A 15679-nucleotide genomic window follows, 5' to 3' on the forward strand; every position below is an offset into this window, starting at 1 on the left:
TCAACGTCTGCTTGGTGTGGATATTAGTTCAATATCATCATCAGATCTCGCAATGAGTTGATCCTTGACATCGGTTTTTTCAGTTTTGTAAGGGTTGCTTAATTCCGTACCTCTTGATTCAGGCTCTTCTCTTGTGAATTGGAAGATAGAACCATAGTTGCTTGAGATGTCCCAGTTAATTCGTTGGCTTTCTTTCTGGTCTAGGATGATTCGGAGATAATCTTTGGCAGTCAGTTCAACCTTACCATGGACTTGGATATTTTCAGCGTGGAAGTGATGTTCTGTTGACTCTAGCTGACTATCTGTCAGATTTGTATCAAAGATATTAACGATATTGGGCGTTGTGAGTTTACTGTTTTTGATACGACTTCCTTCAATTCGGAGGATATAGCCGTTTGTATTGAGGGTCGTATTTTCAAGGCTAGCATTTATGATGGTGGTTTGTCCGCGATTGGCTGAGATGTTGATCCCTTTTAGAGTTCTCCCTTTCGGTAGTCCGATGATGACATCATTAAAACGATTAGATGAACTACTTACAATATGGAGAATCCCATCAATTCCAGAAGAGATAAATGGACTTTCAGATAGTTTCTTATCAGTGAGACTCAGAGTTCTATCGTTCTGATTTGTGATAAGATCATGGTGAGCAGAAAGTGATGGATGATAAGAAATGTGGATTTGATCATCGAAAGAGTCTGTGATGGTCAGCGCGTGTTGGTGGAGAGTAATTTCTAGGTTTTCGACTTCCTTGCCAAAGGTTAGCTCTTCCGTACGGCTATCATAGACAGGTTCTTTGGACATGGAAAGTAGGCTCTTGATTCCGTCAGATTGGATGCCTACAAAGAGCAGGATAAAGCCGATAACGGTAGTCACCACACCAAAAATGAGAAATCCTTTTGTCAATTTACGCATGCTGGTCACCTCTCTTTCCTTTTTTAAGAACAAATTGCACCAAGCGAACAATGAGTAGACCGAAGAAACGAGCTACATAGGAAATGCCTAGTAAAACTAGTGAAGAAGCACCGATAGCCAGTAAACCAGAACCGAAAATCAAGATAAAGGCTGGTTTGGCTTGGGCTAAGACAGTGAAACTTTCAACTAAAAATAGGAATCCGCCAATGATACCAAGTATGGAAATCGCAAAGAAAGCCAGAATGACAGTCAAAGCGGCCACAAGGATTGCGAACAGGGTCACGAGGATGGCGATTCCCAGAGGAATGCCGATAGGTGCTGCAAGGAGAGCTAACAAGGCGATATGTAAAATTTGTCGGTTATTTTTTTGAGCGGGTGCCTCATTGATTTTTTTATCGAGAAGATTGGATAGAACTTCGTGGGCTGCTTCTTTGGGAGTTCCCAAACTGGCAATGAGTTCTTCTTCTCCTTCGACTCCAGCATCGTCAAAGAGTTCCCTGAAATAGTCCATGGCTTCAATTTGGTCAGCCTGAGGCAGTTTTTTGAGATAAAGTTCTAGCTGAGTCAGGTATTCAGTTCTTGTCATGGCGGATACTCCCTTCTATGATGCCATTGATGGTGTCTGTATAGAGTGTCCATTCATCTTTTAGGGTCAAGAGCTGCTCTATACCACCATTTGTCAAGGAGTAGTATTTGCGCATGCGACCTTGGAACTCTCTAGAATAGGTTGTCAGAAAGCTATTGCCTTCCAATTTTTTGAGAATGGGATAGAGTGTGGATTCTTTGATATTAGCGATCAGCTTAATGGTCTGGCTAATCTCATAACCATAAGAATCCCCTTTTTCCAGTACGGCCAAGATGAGAAATTCAATCAAGGCAGAGGATGTTGGAAAGTACATGGGAAACCTCCTTTTCTGATGTGTAGGATTTTTATATATAATTTTTCTATACATACATTGTACATCTAAAAGAAAGCCCTGTCAAGAGAAATGTGTAAAATTTTTATATATAAAAAAACTTCTAGGAAAAACTAGAAGTTTAGAGGATTTTATCAGCTCTGTCTACTATAAAGAGTGAGATAGTCATCAGGATATCGACGAGTAAGAGGGCAGCTACAGCTGGTACCCAAGAGTGGAAAAAGTCAAAACTGTAACCAAAGAGGGTTGGCCCAAAGGCTGCTAGGATATAGCCTCCTGTTTGAGATAGACCTGACAATTGGGCTGTCTTTTCAGGAGCGCTTGTCTTGAGTGAAAAATTGACCATGAGATAAGGGAAGAGGGCGCTGGTTGCGGTTCCGATGAGGAGATGGATGGCAAGCCAGTAAAAGAAATTACCGACTGGGAAAAAGAGCATGGAAATGCCGATAACACCAGCTAGTGAAACCAGAGTGAGCATGAGCTGACGGTTGCGAGTAGATAAGCTGGTTGTCAGGCTTGGGATGGTCATTGAAAAAGGAATGCTAATCAGAGAGAAGATAGAGGTCAGCAAGCCAGCTTCGTGACTGGATAGGCCTGCATGGATAGCCATGGTAGGTAGCCAGGTCATAGCGGTGTAAAAGAGCAAGGATTGAAAACCGGCAAAGACAATCACTGCCCAGACCTGTTTATTATGCATGACCTTTGCTTTGCTTTTTTGTTTTGTTTGTGGAGCCAGTCTGTGATTATAGCAGTGATTAGGCAGCCAGACCAAAAAAGTTGCTAGGCAGAGCAGGGTGAGGAGGATGATAAGTCCTTTCCAAGAACTAGCTTGTGTAATAGGCACGGCTAGATAGGAAGCCAGAGCCGTTGCAATCCCCATAGAGGTTACATATAAGGTGGTCAGAAAACCAATCTTCTTTGGTTGATTGGCTTGGATAAGACTAGGAAGCAGCACATTGATGACTGCGATACTTGCCCCAACCATCAAGGTTCCTAGATAGAGCAGGTGCAGATTGATTAGTCGAATGAGAGAACCGATGGTCAAGAAGAAGAGGCTGTAGGTGAAGAGATGCTCCAAGCCGATTTTCTGAGCCAGTCGGGTAGAAAATGGTGAAAAGAGGGTAAACATAAGGAGAGGAAGGCTGGTCAAGACACCAAGCGAACTAACTTCTACTCCCAGCCCTTGCGAAATATCTCCCAATATAATGGGTAAAACAGTAAAAGGAGTCCGCAAGGAAACACCAATTAGTATAATACCTGGAACAAAAAAGAGTGATTGCTTTTTCATAAAATACCTCTTCTAGCTGATTTTAATAACAGCTTATTTTAAGGCTTTTTCCCTATAATGTCAAGTAAGGTTTCTGGCTTTCAAGATAAAAATGGGAAAGTCTTGAAAATTATGATAAAATAGTGGAAGGAAATCTATACATTGGAGAAAAACTGTGTCTGAAAAGCAAAAAATCAGCGTATTGATGTCGGTCTATATCAAGGAAAATCCGACATTTTTAAAGGATGCTATTGAGAGTGTTCAAAATCAGACCCTGAAACCGAGCGAATTGGTTCTGGTTGAGGATGGGCCTTTGACACCTGAGCTCTATCAGGTATTAGACCAGCTTGAAGCTGAGTCTGATATTCCAGTGAAACGCTATCCTCTTGAGCAGAATCAAGGTTTGGGTCTGGCTCTTCGACAGGGTGTTTTGCGGTGTCAGTATGATATTATTGCCCGTATGGATACGGATGATATAGCTGTTCCAGACCGTTTTGAGAAACAGGTTCAGTTAATGGAGAAGGACAATCTTGACCTATTAGGTGGCCATATTGCAGAATTTATTGATAATCCTGATGAGATTGTTTCTTACCGTCGTGTTCCAACCCAACATGCAGATATTGTAGCTTATCAAAGGATGAGAAGTGCCTTTAACCACATGACTGTTATGTTCAAGAAGGACATGGTTCTCAAGGCAGGCAACTATGAGGATGGCCTTTATATGGAGGATGACCTCCTCTGGCTCAATATGATTGCTGCAGGAGCCAAGACTGGAAATCTGGATCAAATCTTGTGTCAGGTTCGTGTCGGAGCAGGGATGTTTGAGCGTCGTGGGGGACTGCGTTACCTCAAGCTCTATCGTCAGGCTCGTCAACGGATGCTGAAGCGAGGACAAATTTCTTACATGGAGTATGCCAAGAGTGTTGCGATTCAGATGGTTGTTGCTCTTTGTCCAGGATTTGTCCGACAGTTTATTTTTATGAAACTGTTACGAAAAAGCAAGTAAAAGATTGTAGCAAATCGTAAACTGGATAAAAAGTGTTATAATAACAATATAAATATCCAGCTCTTTTAAGGAGGAGTAAATTTCTATGAATAAAAAACTCACAGATTATGTGATTGATCTGGTGGAAATTTTAAATAAACAACAAAAACAGGTTTTCTGGGGAATATTTGATATTTTCAGTATGGTGGTTTCCATCATTGTATCTTATATCTTATTCTACGGCTTGATTAATCCAGCACCTGTTGACTACATTATCTATACGAGTTTGGCCTTCCTGTTCTATCAATTGATGATTGGATTTTGGGGCTTGAATGCTAGTATTAGTCGTTACAGCAAGATCACAGATTTTATGAAAATCTTTTTTGGTGTGACTGCGAGCAGCGTCTTGTCATATAGTATCTGCTATGCCTTCTTGCCACTCTTTTCAATCCGTTTCATCATTCTCTTTATCTTGTTGAGTACCTTCTTGATTTTATTGCCACGGATTACTTGGCAGTTAATCTACTCTAGACGCAAAAAAGGAAGTGGCGATGGAGAACACCGTCGAACCTTCTTGATTGGTGCTGGTGATGGTGGGGCCCTCTTTATGGATAGTTACCAACATCCAACCAGTGATTTGGAACTTGTTGGTATTTTGGACAAGGATGCTAAGAAAAAGGGCCAAAAACTTGGTGGAATTCCTGTTTTGGGTTCATATGATGATCTGCCTGAATTAGCCAAACGTCATCAAATAGAGCGTGTTATCGTTGCGATTCCGTCGCTTGACCCGTCAGAATATGAACGTATCTTGCAGATGTGTAACAAACTGGGTGTCAAATGTTACAAGATGCCTAAGGTTGAAACTGTTGTTCAAGGCCTTCACCAAGCAGCTACTGGGTTCCAAAAAATTGATATTACGGACCTTTTGGGACGTCAAGAAATTCGTCTTGATGAATCGCGTCTGGGCGCAGAACTTACAGGTAAGACGATCTTGGTTACAGGTGCTGGTGGCTCAATCGGTTCTGAAATCTGTCGCCAAGTTAGTCGCTTCAATCCTGAACGCATCGTCTTGCTCGGGCATGGGGAAAACTCAATTTACCTTGTGTATCATGAATTGATTCGCAAGTTCCAAGGGATTGATTATGTGCCAGTTATCGCAGATATTCAAGACTACGACCGTCTCTTGCAAGTCTTTAAGCAGTACAAGCCAGCTATTGTTTATCATGCAGCTGCCCACAAGCACGTTCCTATGATGGAGCGCAATCCAAAAGAAGCCTTCAAAAACAATATCCGTGGAACCTACAATGTTGCTAAGGCTGTTGATGAAGCCAAAGTACCTAAGATGGTTATGATTTCGACAGATAAGGCGGTTAATCCACCAAATGTTATGGGAGCAACCAAGCGCGTAGCTGAGTTGATTGTCACTGGCTTTAACCAACGTAGTCAATCAACCTACTGTGCGGTTCGTTTTGGGAATGTACTTGGTAGCCGTGGTAGTGTCATTCCAGTCTTTGAACGCCAGATTGCTGAAGGTGGGCCTGTAACGGTGACAGACTTCCGCATGACCCGTTACTTCATGACCATTCCAGAAGCTAGCCGTCTGGTTATCCATGCTGGTGCTTATGCCAAGGATGGGGAAGTCTTTATCCTTGATATGGGTAAACCAGTCAAGATTTATGACCTGGCCAAGAAAATGGTCCTTCTAAGTGGACACACCGAAAGTGAAATTCCAATCGTTGAAGTTGGAATCCGTCCAGGTGAAAAACTCTACGAAGAACTCTTGGTATCAACAGAACTCGTTGATAACCAAGTTATGGATAAGATTTTCGTTGGTAAGGTCAATGTCATGCCCCTAGAAGTCATCAGTCAAAAGATTGAAGAGTTTCGTACTCTTAGTGGAGATGAGTTGAAGCAAGCTATTATCGCCTTTGCCAATCAAACTACCCACGTTGAATAAAAAAGAAAAACGCATATTATCAGGTCAGTACAGAAGAACCTTGGTAATATGCGTTTTGTTATGTATAGATTTACTTCATTTTATTCTGAAATGGGGTTGTTGCCCAGTCTATGTTATTGAAAATACCCTAAAACTTCTAATGGTTTGTGGGCGATATAATCAGGTTGATAGTCTAGCAAGTCTGCTTGCTCCCCAAATCCCCAAGTGACGGCCAATTTCTGAATGCCTGTTTCTTGAGCTCCCAGCATATCAAACTTGGTATCTCCGATGATGATGGCTTGTTCCGGTGCTAGTTGATGTATCTGTAAGGCCTGGCGAATGACATCTGCCTTATGAGGTGTTTCAGGGCTGGAACCATAAATGCCATCAAAGAAATGATAGATTCCCAAGTTTTTAGTCATGTCTTGAGCGGTTGGAGTATTCTTTGTAGTGGTGATATAAAGAGGATATTTGCTCGATAGCTTCTCAAGCAAGTCTACAATCTGAGGAAATAGTTGAGCTTCATAGATACCTTTTTCCTTGTAGTAAGAACGGTATATCTGCACGGCTTCAGAAATTTGTTCTTTAGGCAGGCAGGTCGCAAAACTACTTTCGAGAGGTGGTCCCATAAAACCACGAATCGTTTTGGCATCAGGGCTAGGTATCCCCAGCTCCTTAAAGGTATGGGTAAAGGCATTGTGAATCCCGATAGAACTGTCAACGAGGGTTCCATCCAGATCGAAAAAGATAGCTGAGATAGAGGTCATGATTTCTCCTATTTGATAAGCTTATTCTCCGAAAATTTCTTTTTGGAGGTGACGACCAGTAGGGGTGGCAGCAAGTCCACCTTCAGCTGTTTCGCGAAAGGCAGTTGGCATGCTTGAACCCACTTGGTACATGGCATCGATCACTTCATCAACAGGGATTTTAGATTCGATACCTGCCAAGGCCATGTCTGCTGCGATAAATGCAAAGCTAGCTCCCATGGCATTGCGTTTGACACAGGGAACTTCGACCAAACCGGCCACAGGGTCACAGATGAGGCCCAGCATGTTTTTAATGACAAAGGCAATAGCTTGACTGGCTTGATAGGGTGTCCCGCCTGCAGCCAGAGTCAAGGCGGCAGCGCTCATAGCAGAGGCAGAGCCGACTTCGGCCTGACAGCCACCCTCAGCACCTGAGATAGAGGCATTGTTTGCGATGACTAGTCCAAAGGCACCGGCAGCAAAGAGGAAATCCAGCTGTTGCTCGTGGCTGAGGTCTAATTTTTCAATAGCAGCAGTGAGAACGGAAGGCAGACAGCCAGCACTTCCAGCGGTCGGAGTGGCACAGACCAAGCCCATTTTAGCATTGTGTTCATTGACTGCGATAGCATTTCGGGCAGCAGAGAGAATTGTGTAATCTGACAGAGTTTTTCCGTTTTTGATGTAGTGATCCAGTTTGGCAGCATCTCCACCTGTCAGGCCACTACGAGATTTATTTTCATTGAGGCCAAGTTGGACAGAGGCTTTCATGACTTCCAGATTGCGTTCCATGAGAAGGAAGACTTCTTCACGTTCGCGACCGGTCAATTCAAACTCTGTTGTAATCATGAGTTCTGCGACATTTCCTTGAAAGTCCAGATCAGCTTGCTCGACCAATTCTTTGATAGAATAAAACATGCTTCCTCCTATTTAAAGAAATTGACATTGTGGAGATGAGGGATTTTTCGAATTTCTTCGATAGCCTCATCACAGTTGCGACTGTCAACTTCGATAATCATAATAGCTTTTTCACCAGCTTTTTCACGAGTGACATTCATCTGGGCGATATTGATACCATAGCGTGAAAGGGCTTCTGTTACGAGGGCAATCATACCTGGAATATCTTGATGAACAATGATGATAGTCGGTGTATTCATATTGAGAGAGACGGCAAAGCCATTGAGTTCGGTTACCTGAATATTTCCTCCACCGATAGAAATACCAGTCACACTGATGGTCTTGTGGGCATTTTTAACGGTAATTTTAGTGGTGTTTGGATGAGGAGCATTGCTGTCTTTCTGAATGGTCCAGACAATCTTGATGCCACGCTTGTGGGCAATCTCCAGACTATTTGGGATTTCAGGATCATCTGTATCCATGCCTAAAATACCTGCAACAAGGGCTAGGTCTGTTCCGTGACCACGATAGGTCTTGGCAAATGAGTTAAAAAGTTGGAATTCGACTTCTGTCGGAGTATCATCAAAAATGGAAGAGACAATCTTCCCAATACGAACAGCACCAGCTGTATGGCTACTAGATGGGCCAATCATAACTGGTCCGATGATATCAAAGACAGATTGAAAACGAAGTGATTTCATCAGTTTCCCCTTATAAAAATTCTTATCTCTATTATATCAAAGAATGAGGGTCTTGGCTTTAATTGCGGATGAAAACCTTTCTAATACCTCAAATAGCATAAAAATAGTATCTTTTATGACAAAAAACACCTTATTTAGGGAAATAAAAAATAATTTTGTAATATTTCTACATAAAAGTGTCAAGAAACAGTAATATTTAAAGGGTATGATAGAAGTATAGAAAGAAGGAGAATTTTCAAATATGAAATCAACAACTAAAAAGATTAAAACAACTCTTGCAGGAGTAGCTGCCTTGTTTGCAGTATTTGCTCCATCATTTGTATCTGCTCAAGAATCATCAACTTACACTGTTAAAGAAGGTGATACACTTTCAGAAATCGCTGAAACTCACAACACAACTGTTGAGAAATTGGCAGAAAACAACCACATTGACAACATTCATTTGATTTATGTTGGTCAAGAGTTGGTTATCGATGGCCCTGTAGCGCCAGCAGCACCAGCTTCAACGACTTATGAAGCTCCAGCTGCTCAAGATGAGGCTGTTTCAGCTCCAGTGGCAGAAACTACAGAGGTAGAGGAAGAAACTCCAGTAGTAAGTGAAACAGTAGCAGAAGAAACAGTTGCTTCAACTGTAAGCGGATCTGAAGCAGAAGCTAAAGAATGGATCGCTCAAAAAGAATCAGGCGGTAGCTACACAGCTACAAACGGACGTTACATCGGACGTTACCAATTGACAGATTCATACTTGAATGGTGACTACTCAGCTGAAAACCAAGAACGTGTAGCAGATGCCTACGTTGCAGGACGTTACGGTTCATGGACAGCCGCTAAAAACTTCTGGCTTAACAATGGCTGGTATTAAGAAAATATAGAAAAGGAAGTCTCAATGGCTTTCTTTTTAGTTTACAAAGATGTTAACTTCACGCTCTAGCTCTGTTAGTAAGTGTTCATCTTCTACTAGTTTAGCTAAGGAGAGTCCATTCTCTATTAACTGAGCATCATTAGCACAAATGCCGATACGAATATAGGCAAACGCAAGTGTATCATACTGTTTGCTTGCTTTTGCCTCCTCTAAGAGAGTGTAGCAAAGCTGTTTGCAAAGCAACTTATCACCATTGTAAAGATAAAGAGTTGAGAGATTCAGAAGTAACATCATACGAAGCTGAAAGATAGAACTATAGTGTTTATAAACCTCTAGTCGTTCGAGAATTTTTTCGGTAATCTGATGAATATACTCTATAGGAAAAGCAAAGAGAATGGTATTAAGGACTTTGAGGTCGCTCTCATACCAAGTATCTTGTTTCTCAATCTTATCCCATAATCTATTTACAATGTTGTCAACCTTACTTGACAATTTTTCTATCCCATTTTCACGGATGTAGATAACGATTTCGAGCATATCTTGTAACTGCTGGATGGGGAAATCATGATGTGTTTTTAGATAATGTTGACATTTTTTGAGTAATTTACTTAAGTCGCTCGTACCACTAATAGAAGCCATTTTTAGAAAAGTCTGCATGATAGTTGATCGTTCACTTGGGTGGTAGAGATGGCAAATATAGTCAAACTCTTCAAAACTCATATTGATTTGCCGGAGAAGAAACTCCATATTTTCATATTTGGGAGTTGCCTTGCCACTTTCAATTTTTGATAAGCTGGTTCTTGATAGAACCTCCCCACAGACCTCTTCTTGGGTCAATCCTTTTGACTCACGTATTTCTTTATAGACTTTTCCGAAATCATAACGCATGGGCTTTCTCCTTTTCGTGAAAAAAGTTAACAAATAATAAAATCCAATTAAAAATATTGTATCATAGTAACAGGAATAGTAAAAAAGAAAACTAAAATAATGTGTGAAAAAAGTTTTTCGCTTTTTAGTTCTTCTTGCTTTCTTATTTAGCATTGCTACGGTTTTCCCATGGAGATGGCCGATGTGATGAGTTTGTTTTTAATAAAGAAGGAAAGTGAGTCCAATGGGGAATCCTAAATAATATATAATAGGGCGGCTAAAATTATATTTTGAAATTGGTCTTATAGAGATTGAATAGAATAACCGATAGACTGGAGGTAGAAAGATATTTAAAACAATAAAATATACAGTAACGGTTTGTACTGTTTTAGCCTACATTATTTGGTTTTGGATGAGGATAAAATTAACTGATTTAATTGGACTTGTTATTGTAACACTGATGATTGAAAATTTTATTTTTTATTTTTTCAATGATAAAAAGAAAAAATAAGAATTTTTCTTGTTTACTAAAGTTAATAATCTAAATTTACCTCATCTCAATTAGCTAAATTTAATGTAGCTGTTGTTGTAGCAGGAGTAGCATTAAATGCTATCTCTTGTTAGGGGACTTAGTTCGCATATAGTAGGAAAAGTATTTTATAGTAGATTGAATTAGGAAGAGACAACGTAATTAAGATATTTGAGTCTGGGACAAAAGTCTAACCTTAAATATAAAAAGCGAACAAAAACAAGTTATATGGCACTCATAATTCTATTTTGTTCGTTTTTTTGTCTAATCTATCGATTTTAAAAACTTATAATAAAGAATTCGTAAAATCAAAATCTTTTTGTCCCAGACTCGTCTTGTTCTAACCTCAATATACTATAATATAAGTCGTCTCTACCCTATGTTGATTAGATTAAGTCGTGAATCAGGAGGTTAAGTAATGAACTACAATTTAAAATATCTTTTATCAGGAATATTTGTCCTAGTCTTTATAGGTTTCCTAGTCTGGATGCGTTATTTTAATCAGAAGAAGGAAGAAGCGCATTCGGATGTGTCTTTTGAAGCGAGGTTAGATAGTGAGGTCAAGGCCTTATATAAACAACTAGGATTGGGTGAGGAGCCTCATTATTTCTTAGCCTATCGCTACCTACATCCCTGGTTTAATTTGGCGATTTTACCACCAACAGTTGAAATTTTCTTAACTAAAATAGCGCTGGTGATGGTGACTCCAGATGAACTACTGATAAGAAATCTTGGGAATGGGATGACTTTCACAAGTGAGCACCATCGTGATTTGCGACAAGGACTTATCCGCATTCCAAAATCAGAGATGAAAGAATTTGAGATTCGCAACTGGAAAAGAGTTTTTATATTTGGCGATTTTTTGACAATTAAAACAAGCCAACATAGCTATTATTTGCAGGTTAGAGATGATGGACTTCAAAAAGGAAGTCTTTCTACCAAACATTTCTCCGACTTGAAACGACAAGATTTTCTAGGATTATTGACAGATAAAAGAACATTCTGATTGACAATTGCCCTAGTTGTTTATTGTAAACTTTACAAATGAGCTGTAAACACTAGAATCCATTCAGAAAGGCAATTCCTATGAAAAATAAAATTTTAATCATTGTCTATCTTTTAGCCTCGCTAATCATCAGTTTTATAATCTTTTCACTTTTGCATATTGATTTTAAATGGTGGACAACTCTGGCTATAAGTGCAGGATTTATTTACACCTACTTAAAATTTAGTAAAAAATAAAAAGTACCTGCACCTATCTCGCTTTCGTCTCTTCACAGGAGGTATCTCTATGAAAAAAATCAGTCATCTCTGTATGCTCCTGCTCTTGCTGTGTACTACGTTTTTTGTCCTGAATGTAAATGTTACACGAGAAATAGTGCGGATTCAGGAGATGGGCAAGACAACTTATTCATTTGACTTGTACTTGAAAGATGTCACTAAACCGACAGAAACGATTCTCCAGTTTTTTGAAGAGGTTGCAAGTCAAGACAAGGTCTCTATTATCAAAGTAGATAATGGCGATGAGGCCGTCAAGGCTGGTGTTTTTAATAAGGAAACCTTCCCCTATCAGGAGTTCGGTCTGACTTCTCTTGATTTTTCAAAGAATGAGAAGGGAGTCTACAGCAACCAGGACCTTCCCAATAATCTAGGAACCATTCCCACCTTTTTAAAGGTGAAACTCATTCGACTCCAGACCTTCCAATCCTATATTGAGGATAAATCCCATACTGTAAATGGACGTTACATGATTACCTCCAGCAAAGAGATAGATCGTGATACCATTCTACAAAAGTGGAGTGATTTTTTCCAGATAGATAAGACGATTTTGTTAGAACCCACTTACCGAAGTCAGGTTGGAGTGCTAAATCAAGAGTTGTTACTATCTATCATTATCTTTATCTTGGCAATCTTGCTTGTGATTTTAATGACAGTTTATCAGCCGATGATGGAGATGAAACGAGTGGGGGTTCAAAAGTTACTTGGTTTCCAAAGTAGAGCGATTTTAGCTGGTTTTGTAAAGACTAATTTTTATCTTCTCTTGGGTGGAAGTCTTATCATTGACTTGGGACTATTTTTAGTGCTGGACTACAGACCAAAACTTCTGTTCCCAAGTTTACTCTTATCCCAATTTCTGCTTTTACAGTTGTATTTGTTCATCAGTTGGCTGACCTACCTGATGATTCAGAAAATGACAGTCAGCTCCATGTTGAAGGGTTTTTCATCTGTCAAACTTGGTCTCATCTTCAATTATGTGATGAAAATAGGGACAACTATTTTACTGACGGCCTTACTGATTGGGGTGGGCAGAAGTTTAGAACAAGAAAACAAAGAATTGGCTTATCAGCAACAGTGGGTAAGTCAAGGTAATTACCTGACCTTAGAAACCTTCAAACTCAATGATAATCTGTGGCAAGAAGAGCTAGCAGGGTCAGGGAAATCTACAGATTATTTCTATCGATTTTATCAGGATTTGGTAGAAAAAACGCAGGCGGGCTATGTGCAGAGTAGCAGTCTTCCTGTAAAAAATTTTGTCCAATCAGAACAGATTCAGCAATATCAGTTAACAGATACGGTGGATGTTTACTATGCCAATCGCAATTTTCTAAAGAGCAAGGGATTCAAGCTACCAGATACCGGTATTAAAAAAGTTATTTTGATGCCAGCAAGTACGAAAGGTGAAGAAGATAAAAATCAGCTCTTGGGGAAGTTAATTGCCTTTCATTCGATGAAGTATGAAGAGCAGCAAAAACGAACGATAGAGGAGATGGATGTCGAGATTGCCTATTATGAAGGAGATTGGTCATTTTTCCCATATAGTGATAAGCGAAAGGAAAATCTCTCCAATCCAATTATTAGCTTGGTCAATGATTCTGATATGATGTGGGATGAGAAAGCCTCCCTGTCAACAACTGGCTTAAATAATCCGATTAAAATTGAAAATACGGTTCAACATCAAAAAGAGATTACAGAGTTAGTTGAGAAATTGTCAGATGGAAATTATTTAAAATTTTCATCTATTCAAGCCATTCAAGAGGGGATAGTTGATACCTATCGGGATTCTGTTCGTAATTTTAACGTTCTTTTTGCCTTATTTGCTCTTCTCAGTATGATTGTCTCCTACTTTTTACTCGTTACTACTTTCTTGTTGAAGCGCAGGGATATTATCACCAAGAAGTTTATGGGGTGGAAACTGGTCGATCGCTACCGTCCTCTCCTCGTTCTGCTCTTGCTGGGCTATAGTCTGCCTCTTCTAGTCTTGATTTTCTTTGCCCATGCGTTCTTGCCATTTCTGCTGTTTGCAGGCTTTACATGTCTGGATATACTATTTGTGCTAGGCTTGGCTTCTAGGATGGAGAAAAGAAGTCTAGTAGAGTTATTGAAAGGGGGCATCTTATGATTGAGTTGAAAAATATTACCAAAACCATTGGGGGAAAAGTGATTTTGGATCACTTATCTCTCAGGATTGATCAGGGAGATTTGGTTGCCATCGTTGGAAAAAGTGGTAGTGGTAAGTCAACCTTGTTAAATTTATTAGGTTTGATAGATGGTGATTATAGCGGACGGTATGAGATTTTTGGTCAGACAAATCTAGCGGTCAATTCTGCCAAGTCACAAACAATAATCCGTGAACATATCTCTTATCTATTTCAAAATTTTGCCCTGATTGATGATGAAACGGTCGAGTACAATCTCATGCTGGCGCTGAAATATGTGAAATTGTCTAAGAAAGACAAACTCAAAAAGGTGGAAGAGATTTTAGAGAGAGTAGGTTTGTCAGCTACTTTGCACCAAAAGGTCTCCGAGTTGTCTGGTGGCGAACAACAACGAATTGCAGTTGCTAGAGCCATCTTAAAACCCAGCCAGCTGATTTTAGCCGATGAACCAACAGGTTCTCTGGATCCTGAAAATAGAGATTTGGTCTTGAAGTTTCTCTTAGAGATGAATCGAGAAGGGAAAACAGTTATTATTGTGACCCACGATGCTTATGTAGCCCAACAATGTCATCGAATCATTGAATTGGGCGAAGGGAAATGAGTTCATTCAGCTCATTTTGACTGGCTGAATACTCATGTTTCCCAGAGAGAAATAGCATAAATACACCTAGAAATGACATTTTTATGTAGTATTTCTAGGTTTTTTTGTTTCAAATTGAAAATTTTTTCAATTTAGGCTTGACAAAGGATGAGTATAGGAGTATTATTTATACAACAAAAAAGAATAAACATAAAGGAGGCTTTGTTATGAATAAGATGAAGAAGGTGTTGATGACGATGTTTGGTTTAGTGATGCTCCCCCTACTATTTGCTTGTAGTAACAATCAATCGGCTGGAATTGAAGCCATCAAGTCCAAAGGAAAATTGGTTGTAGCCCTTAATCCAGATTTTGCTCCATTTGAATACCAAAAAGTGGTTGATGGGAAAAATCAGATTGTGGGTTCAGATATCGAATTAGCCAAGGCTATCGCAACAGAACTAGGTGTCGAATTGGAACTATCTCCCATGAGTTTTGACAATGTACTGGCTAGTGTTCAATCAGGAAAAGCCGATCTTGCCATATCTGGTGTTTCTAAGACAGATGAACGGAGCAAGGTGTTCGATTTTTCAACTCCCTACTATACTGCAAAAAATAAGCTCATTGTCAAAAAATCTGACTTGGCCACTTATCAGTCTGTAAATGACTTGGCGCAGAAAAAGGTTGGAGCGCAGAAAGGTTCGATTCAAGAAACGATGGCGAAAGATTTGCTACAAAATTCATCCCTCGTATCTCTGCCTAAAAATGGGAATTTAATTACAGATTTAAAATCAGGACAAGTGGATGCCGTTATCTTTGAAGAACCAGTTGCCAAGGGATTTGTGGAAAATAATCCTGATTTAGCAATCGCAGACCTCAATTTTGAAAAAGAGCAAGATGATTCCTACGCGGTCGCCATGAAAAAAGATAGCAAGGAATTAAAAGAGGCAGTCGATAAAACCATTCAAAAGTTGAAGGAGTCTGGAGAATTAGACAAACTCATTGAGGATGCCTTTAAAGCGTCCATTGAAAAATAGAAAGAAGGAAAA

15 protein-coding genes and 1 pseudogene are annotated in these 15679 nt (G+C 39.8%); 8 read left to right on the plus strand and 8 right to left on the minus strand.

The genetic code is table 11. The features are described 5' to 3' along the window. From HT698_RS06155 to HT698_RS06170, 4 genes are all read right to left on the minus strand, one after another. A complete protein-coding gene (locus HT698_RS06155) occupies positions 1-912 on the minus strand; it encodes a DUF4097 domain-containing protein (RefSeq protein WP_173219419.1) in 912 nt (303 codons plus the stop codon). After that, positions 905-1498: a DUF1700 domain-containing protein gene (locus HT698_RS06160; RefSeq protein ID WP_023941404.1), complete on the minus strand. Its 594-nt coding sequence runs from the start codon at positions 1496-1498 to the stop codon at positions 905-907. Before HT698_RS06160 ends, HT698_RS06155 begins: the two co-directional genes overlap by 8 nt. Beyond that, entirely contained in the window at positions 1485-1811 is a 327-nt protein-coding gene (locus tag HT698_RS06165) for a PadR family transcriptional regulator (protein ID WP_000273855.1), read from the minus strand. Before HT698_RS06165 ends, HT698_RS06160 begins: the two co-directional genes overlap by 14 nt. A gap of 139 nt (positions 1812-1950) precedes the next feature. Next, positions 1951-3117: an MFS transporter gene (locus HT698_RS06170; protein WP_173219422.1), complete on the minus strand. Its 1167-nt coding sequence runs from the start codon at positions 3115-3117 to the stop codon at positions 1951-1953. 57 nt (positions 3118-3174) lie between these two features. Here HT698_RS06170 and HT698_RS10525 point away from each other — a divergent pair. From HT698_RS10525 to HT698_RS06180, 3 genes and pseudogenes are all read left to right on the plus strand, one after another. Next, positions 3175-3322: pseudogene (locus tag HT698_RS10525) on the plus strand (glycosyltransferase family 2 protein); the annotation flags it as partial. Then, positions 3302-4102 (plus strand): glycosyltransferase, encoded by an 801-nt coding sequence (locus HT698_RS06175; protein WP_188109850.1) that lies wholly within the window; start codon positions 3302-3304, stop codon positions 4100-4102. The pseudogene HT698_RS10525 and the gene HT698_RS06175, both read left to right, overlap by 21 nt. An 85-nt stretch (positions 4103-4187) precedes the next feature. Next, positions 4188-6038, plus strand: coding sequence for a nucleoside-diphosphate sugar epimerase/dehydratase (locus tag HT698_RS06180; protein WP_173219427.1), 1851 nt, complete (start codon positions 4188-4190; stop codon positions 6036-6038). Between the two features lie 113 nt (positions 6039-6151). Here HT698_RS06180 and HT698_RS06185 read toward each other — a convergent pair whose 3' ends face one another. From HT698_RS06185 to sdaAB, 3 genes are read right to left on the minus strand one after another with little or no spacing between them, the layout of a single operon-like run. Then, entirely contained in the window at positions 6152-6784 is a 633-nt protein-coding gene (locus HT698_RS06185) for an HAD family hydrolase (RefSeq protein WP_112444490.1), read from the minus strand. Positions 6785-6805: 21 nt separating this feature from the next. After that, on the minus strand, positions 6806-7678 hold the full coding sequence (gene sdaAA / locus HT698_RS06190) for an L-serine ammonia-lyase, iron-sulfur-dependent, subunit alpha (protein ID WP_112444492.1): 873 nt from the start codon (positions 7676-7678) through the stop codon (positions 6806-6808). An 8-nt stretch (positions 7679-7686) separates the two neighbouring features. Next, the gene (sdaAB, locus tag HT698_RS06195) at positions 7687-8358 is read right to left on the minus strand and encodes an L-serine ammonia-lyase, iron-sulfur-dependent subunit beta (protein ID WP_000838912.1); all 672 of its coding nucleotides are present in this window, start codon (positions 8356-8358) and stop codon (positions 7687-7689) included. Between the two features lie 241 nt (positions 8359-8599). Between sdaAB and HT698_RS06200 the strand changes: the two genes are divergently transcribed. After that, positions 8600-9220, plus strand: coding sequence for a LysM domain-containing protein (locus HT698_RS06200; RefSeq protein ID WP_173219430.1), 621 nt, complete (start codon positions 8600-8602; stop codon positions 9218-9220). Positions 9221-9256: 36 nt separating this feature from the next. Here the strand turns inward: HT698_RS06200 and HT698_RS06205 are convergent, their stop codons facing one another. Then, a complete protein-coding gene (locus HT698_RS06205) occupies positions 9257-10108 on the minus strand; it encodes a helix-turn-helix transcriptional regulator (RefSeq protein ID WP_173219433.1) in 852 nt (283 codons plus the stop codon). 926 nt (positions 10109-11034) lie between these two features. Here HT698_RS06205 and HT698_RS06210 point away from each other — a divergent pair. The 4 genes from HT698_RS06210 to HT698_RS06225 all read left to right on the plus strand — a co-directional run bounded on the left by HT698_RS06210 (position 11035) and on the right by HT698_RS06225 (position 15667). Continuing rightward, positions 11035-11622 carry a hypothetical protein gene (locus tag HT698_RS06210; protein ID WP_112444496.1) on the plus strand — a complete coding sequence of 196 codons (588 nt, stop codon included), beginning with the start codon at positions 11035-11037 and terminating at the stop codon, positions 11620-11622. 285 nt (positions 11623-11907) lie between these two features. After that, a complete protein-coding gene (locus HT698_RS06215) occupies positions 11908-14016 on the plus strand; it encodes a bacteriocin-associated integral membrane family protein (protein ID WP_173219436.1) in 2109 nt (702 codons plus the stop codon). Then, entirely contained in the window at positions 14013-14654 is a 642-nt protein-coding gene (locus tag HT698_RS06220) for an ABC transporter ATP-binding protein (protein WP_173219439.1), read from the plus strand. The genes HT698_RS06215 and HT698_RS06220 overlap by 4 nt, the downstream gene beginning before the upstream one ends. A gap of 206 nt (positions 14655-14860) precedes the next feature. After that, positions 14861-15667, plus strand: a complete 807-nt coding sequence (locus HT698_RS06225; protein WP_001038474.1) for an ABC transporter substrate-binding protein — start codon at positions 14861-14863, stop codon at positions 15665-15667. The last annotated feature ends 12 nt before the right edge of the window (positions 15668-15679 follow it).

The organism is Streptococcus sp. 3109 (assembly GCF_013276905.1).
Classification (GTDB): Bacteria; Bacillota; Bacilli; order Lactobacillales; family Streptococcaceae; genus Streptococcus.

Excerpts from the sequence above, each read along its gene's own strand:
- HT698_RS06155 (WP_173219419.1), bottom strand. The coding sequence starts at position 912 with ATGCGTAAATTGACAAAAGGATTTCTCATTTTTGGTGTGGTGACTACC.
- HT698_RS06165 (WP_000273855.1), bottom strand. The coding sequence starts at position 1,811 with ATGTACTTTCCAACATCCTCTGCCTTGATTGAATTTCTCATCTTGGCC.
- HT698_RS06180 (WP_173219427.1), top strand. The coding sequence starts at position 4,188 with ATGAATAAAAAACTCACAGATTATGTGATTGATCTGGTGGAAATTTTA.
- HT698_RS06160 (WP_023941404.1), bottom strand. The coding sequence starts at position 1,498 with ATGACAAGAACTGAATACCTGACTCAGCTAGAACTTTATCTCAAAAAA.
- HT698_RS06200 (WP_173219430.1), top strand. The coding sequence starts at position 8,600 with ATGAAATCAACAACTAAAAAGATTAAAACAACTCTTGCAGGAGTAGCT.
- HT698_RS06185 (WP_112444490.1), bottom strand. The coding sequence starts at position 6,784 with ATGACCTCTATCTCAGCTATCTTTTTCGATCTGGATGGAACCCTCGTT.
- HT698_RS06210 (WP_112444496.1), top strand. The coding sequence starts at position 11,035 with ATGAACTACAATTTAAAATATCTTTTATCAGGAATATTTGTCCTAGTC.
- HT698_RS06220 (WP_173219439.1), top strand. The coding sequence starts at position 14,013 with ATGATTGAGTTGAAAAATATTACCAAAACCATTGGGGGAAAAGTGATT.
- sdaAB (WP_000838912.1), bottom strand. The coding sequence starts at position 8,358 with ATGAAATCACTTCGTTTTCAATCTGTCTTTGATATCATCGGACCAGTT.
- HT698_RS06205 (WP_173219433.1), bottom strand. The coding sequence starts at position 10,108 with ATGCGTTATGATTTCGGAAAAGTCTATAAAGAAATACGTGAGTCAAAA.
- sdaAA (WP_112444492.1), bottom strand. The coding sequence starts at position 7,678 with ATGTTTTATTCTATCAAAGAATTGGTCGAGCAAGCTGATCTGGACTTT.
- HT698_RS06170 (WP_173219422.1), bottom strand. The coding sequence starts at position 3,117 with ATGAAAAAGCAATCACTCTTTTTTGTTCCAGGTATTATACTAATTGGT.
- HT698_RS06175 (WP_188109850.1), top strand. The coding sequence starts at position 3,302 with ATGTCGGTCTATATCAAGGAAAATCCGACATTTTTAAAGGATGCTATT.
- HT698_RS06225 (WP_001038474.1), top strand. The coding sequence starts at position 14,861 with ATGAATAAGATGAAGAAGGTGTTGATGACGATGTTTGGTTTAGTGATG.
- HT698_RS06215 (WP_173219436.1), top strand. The coding sequence starts at position 11,908 with ATGAAAAAAATCAGTCATCTCTGTATGCTCCTGCTCTTGCTGTGTACT.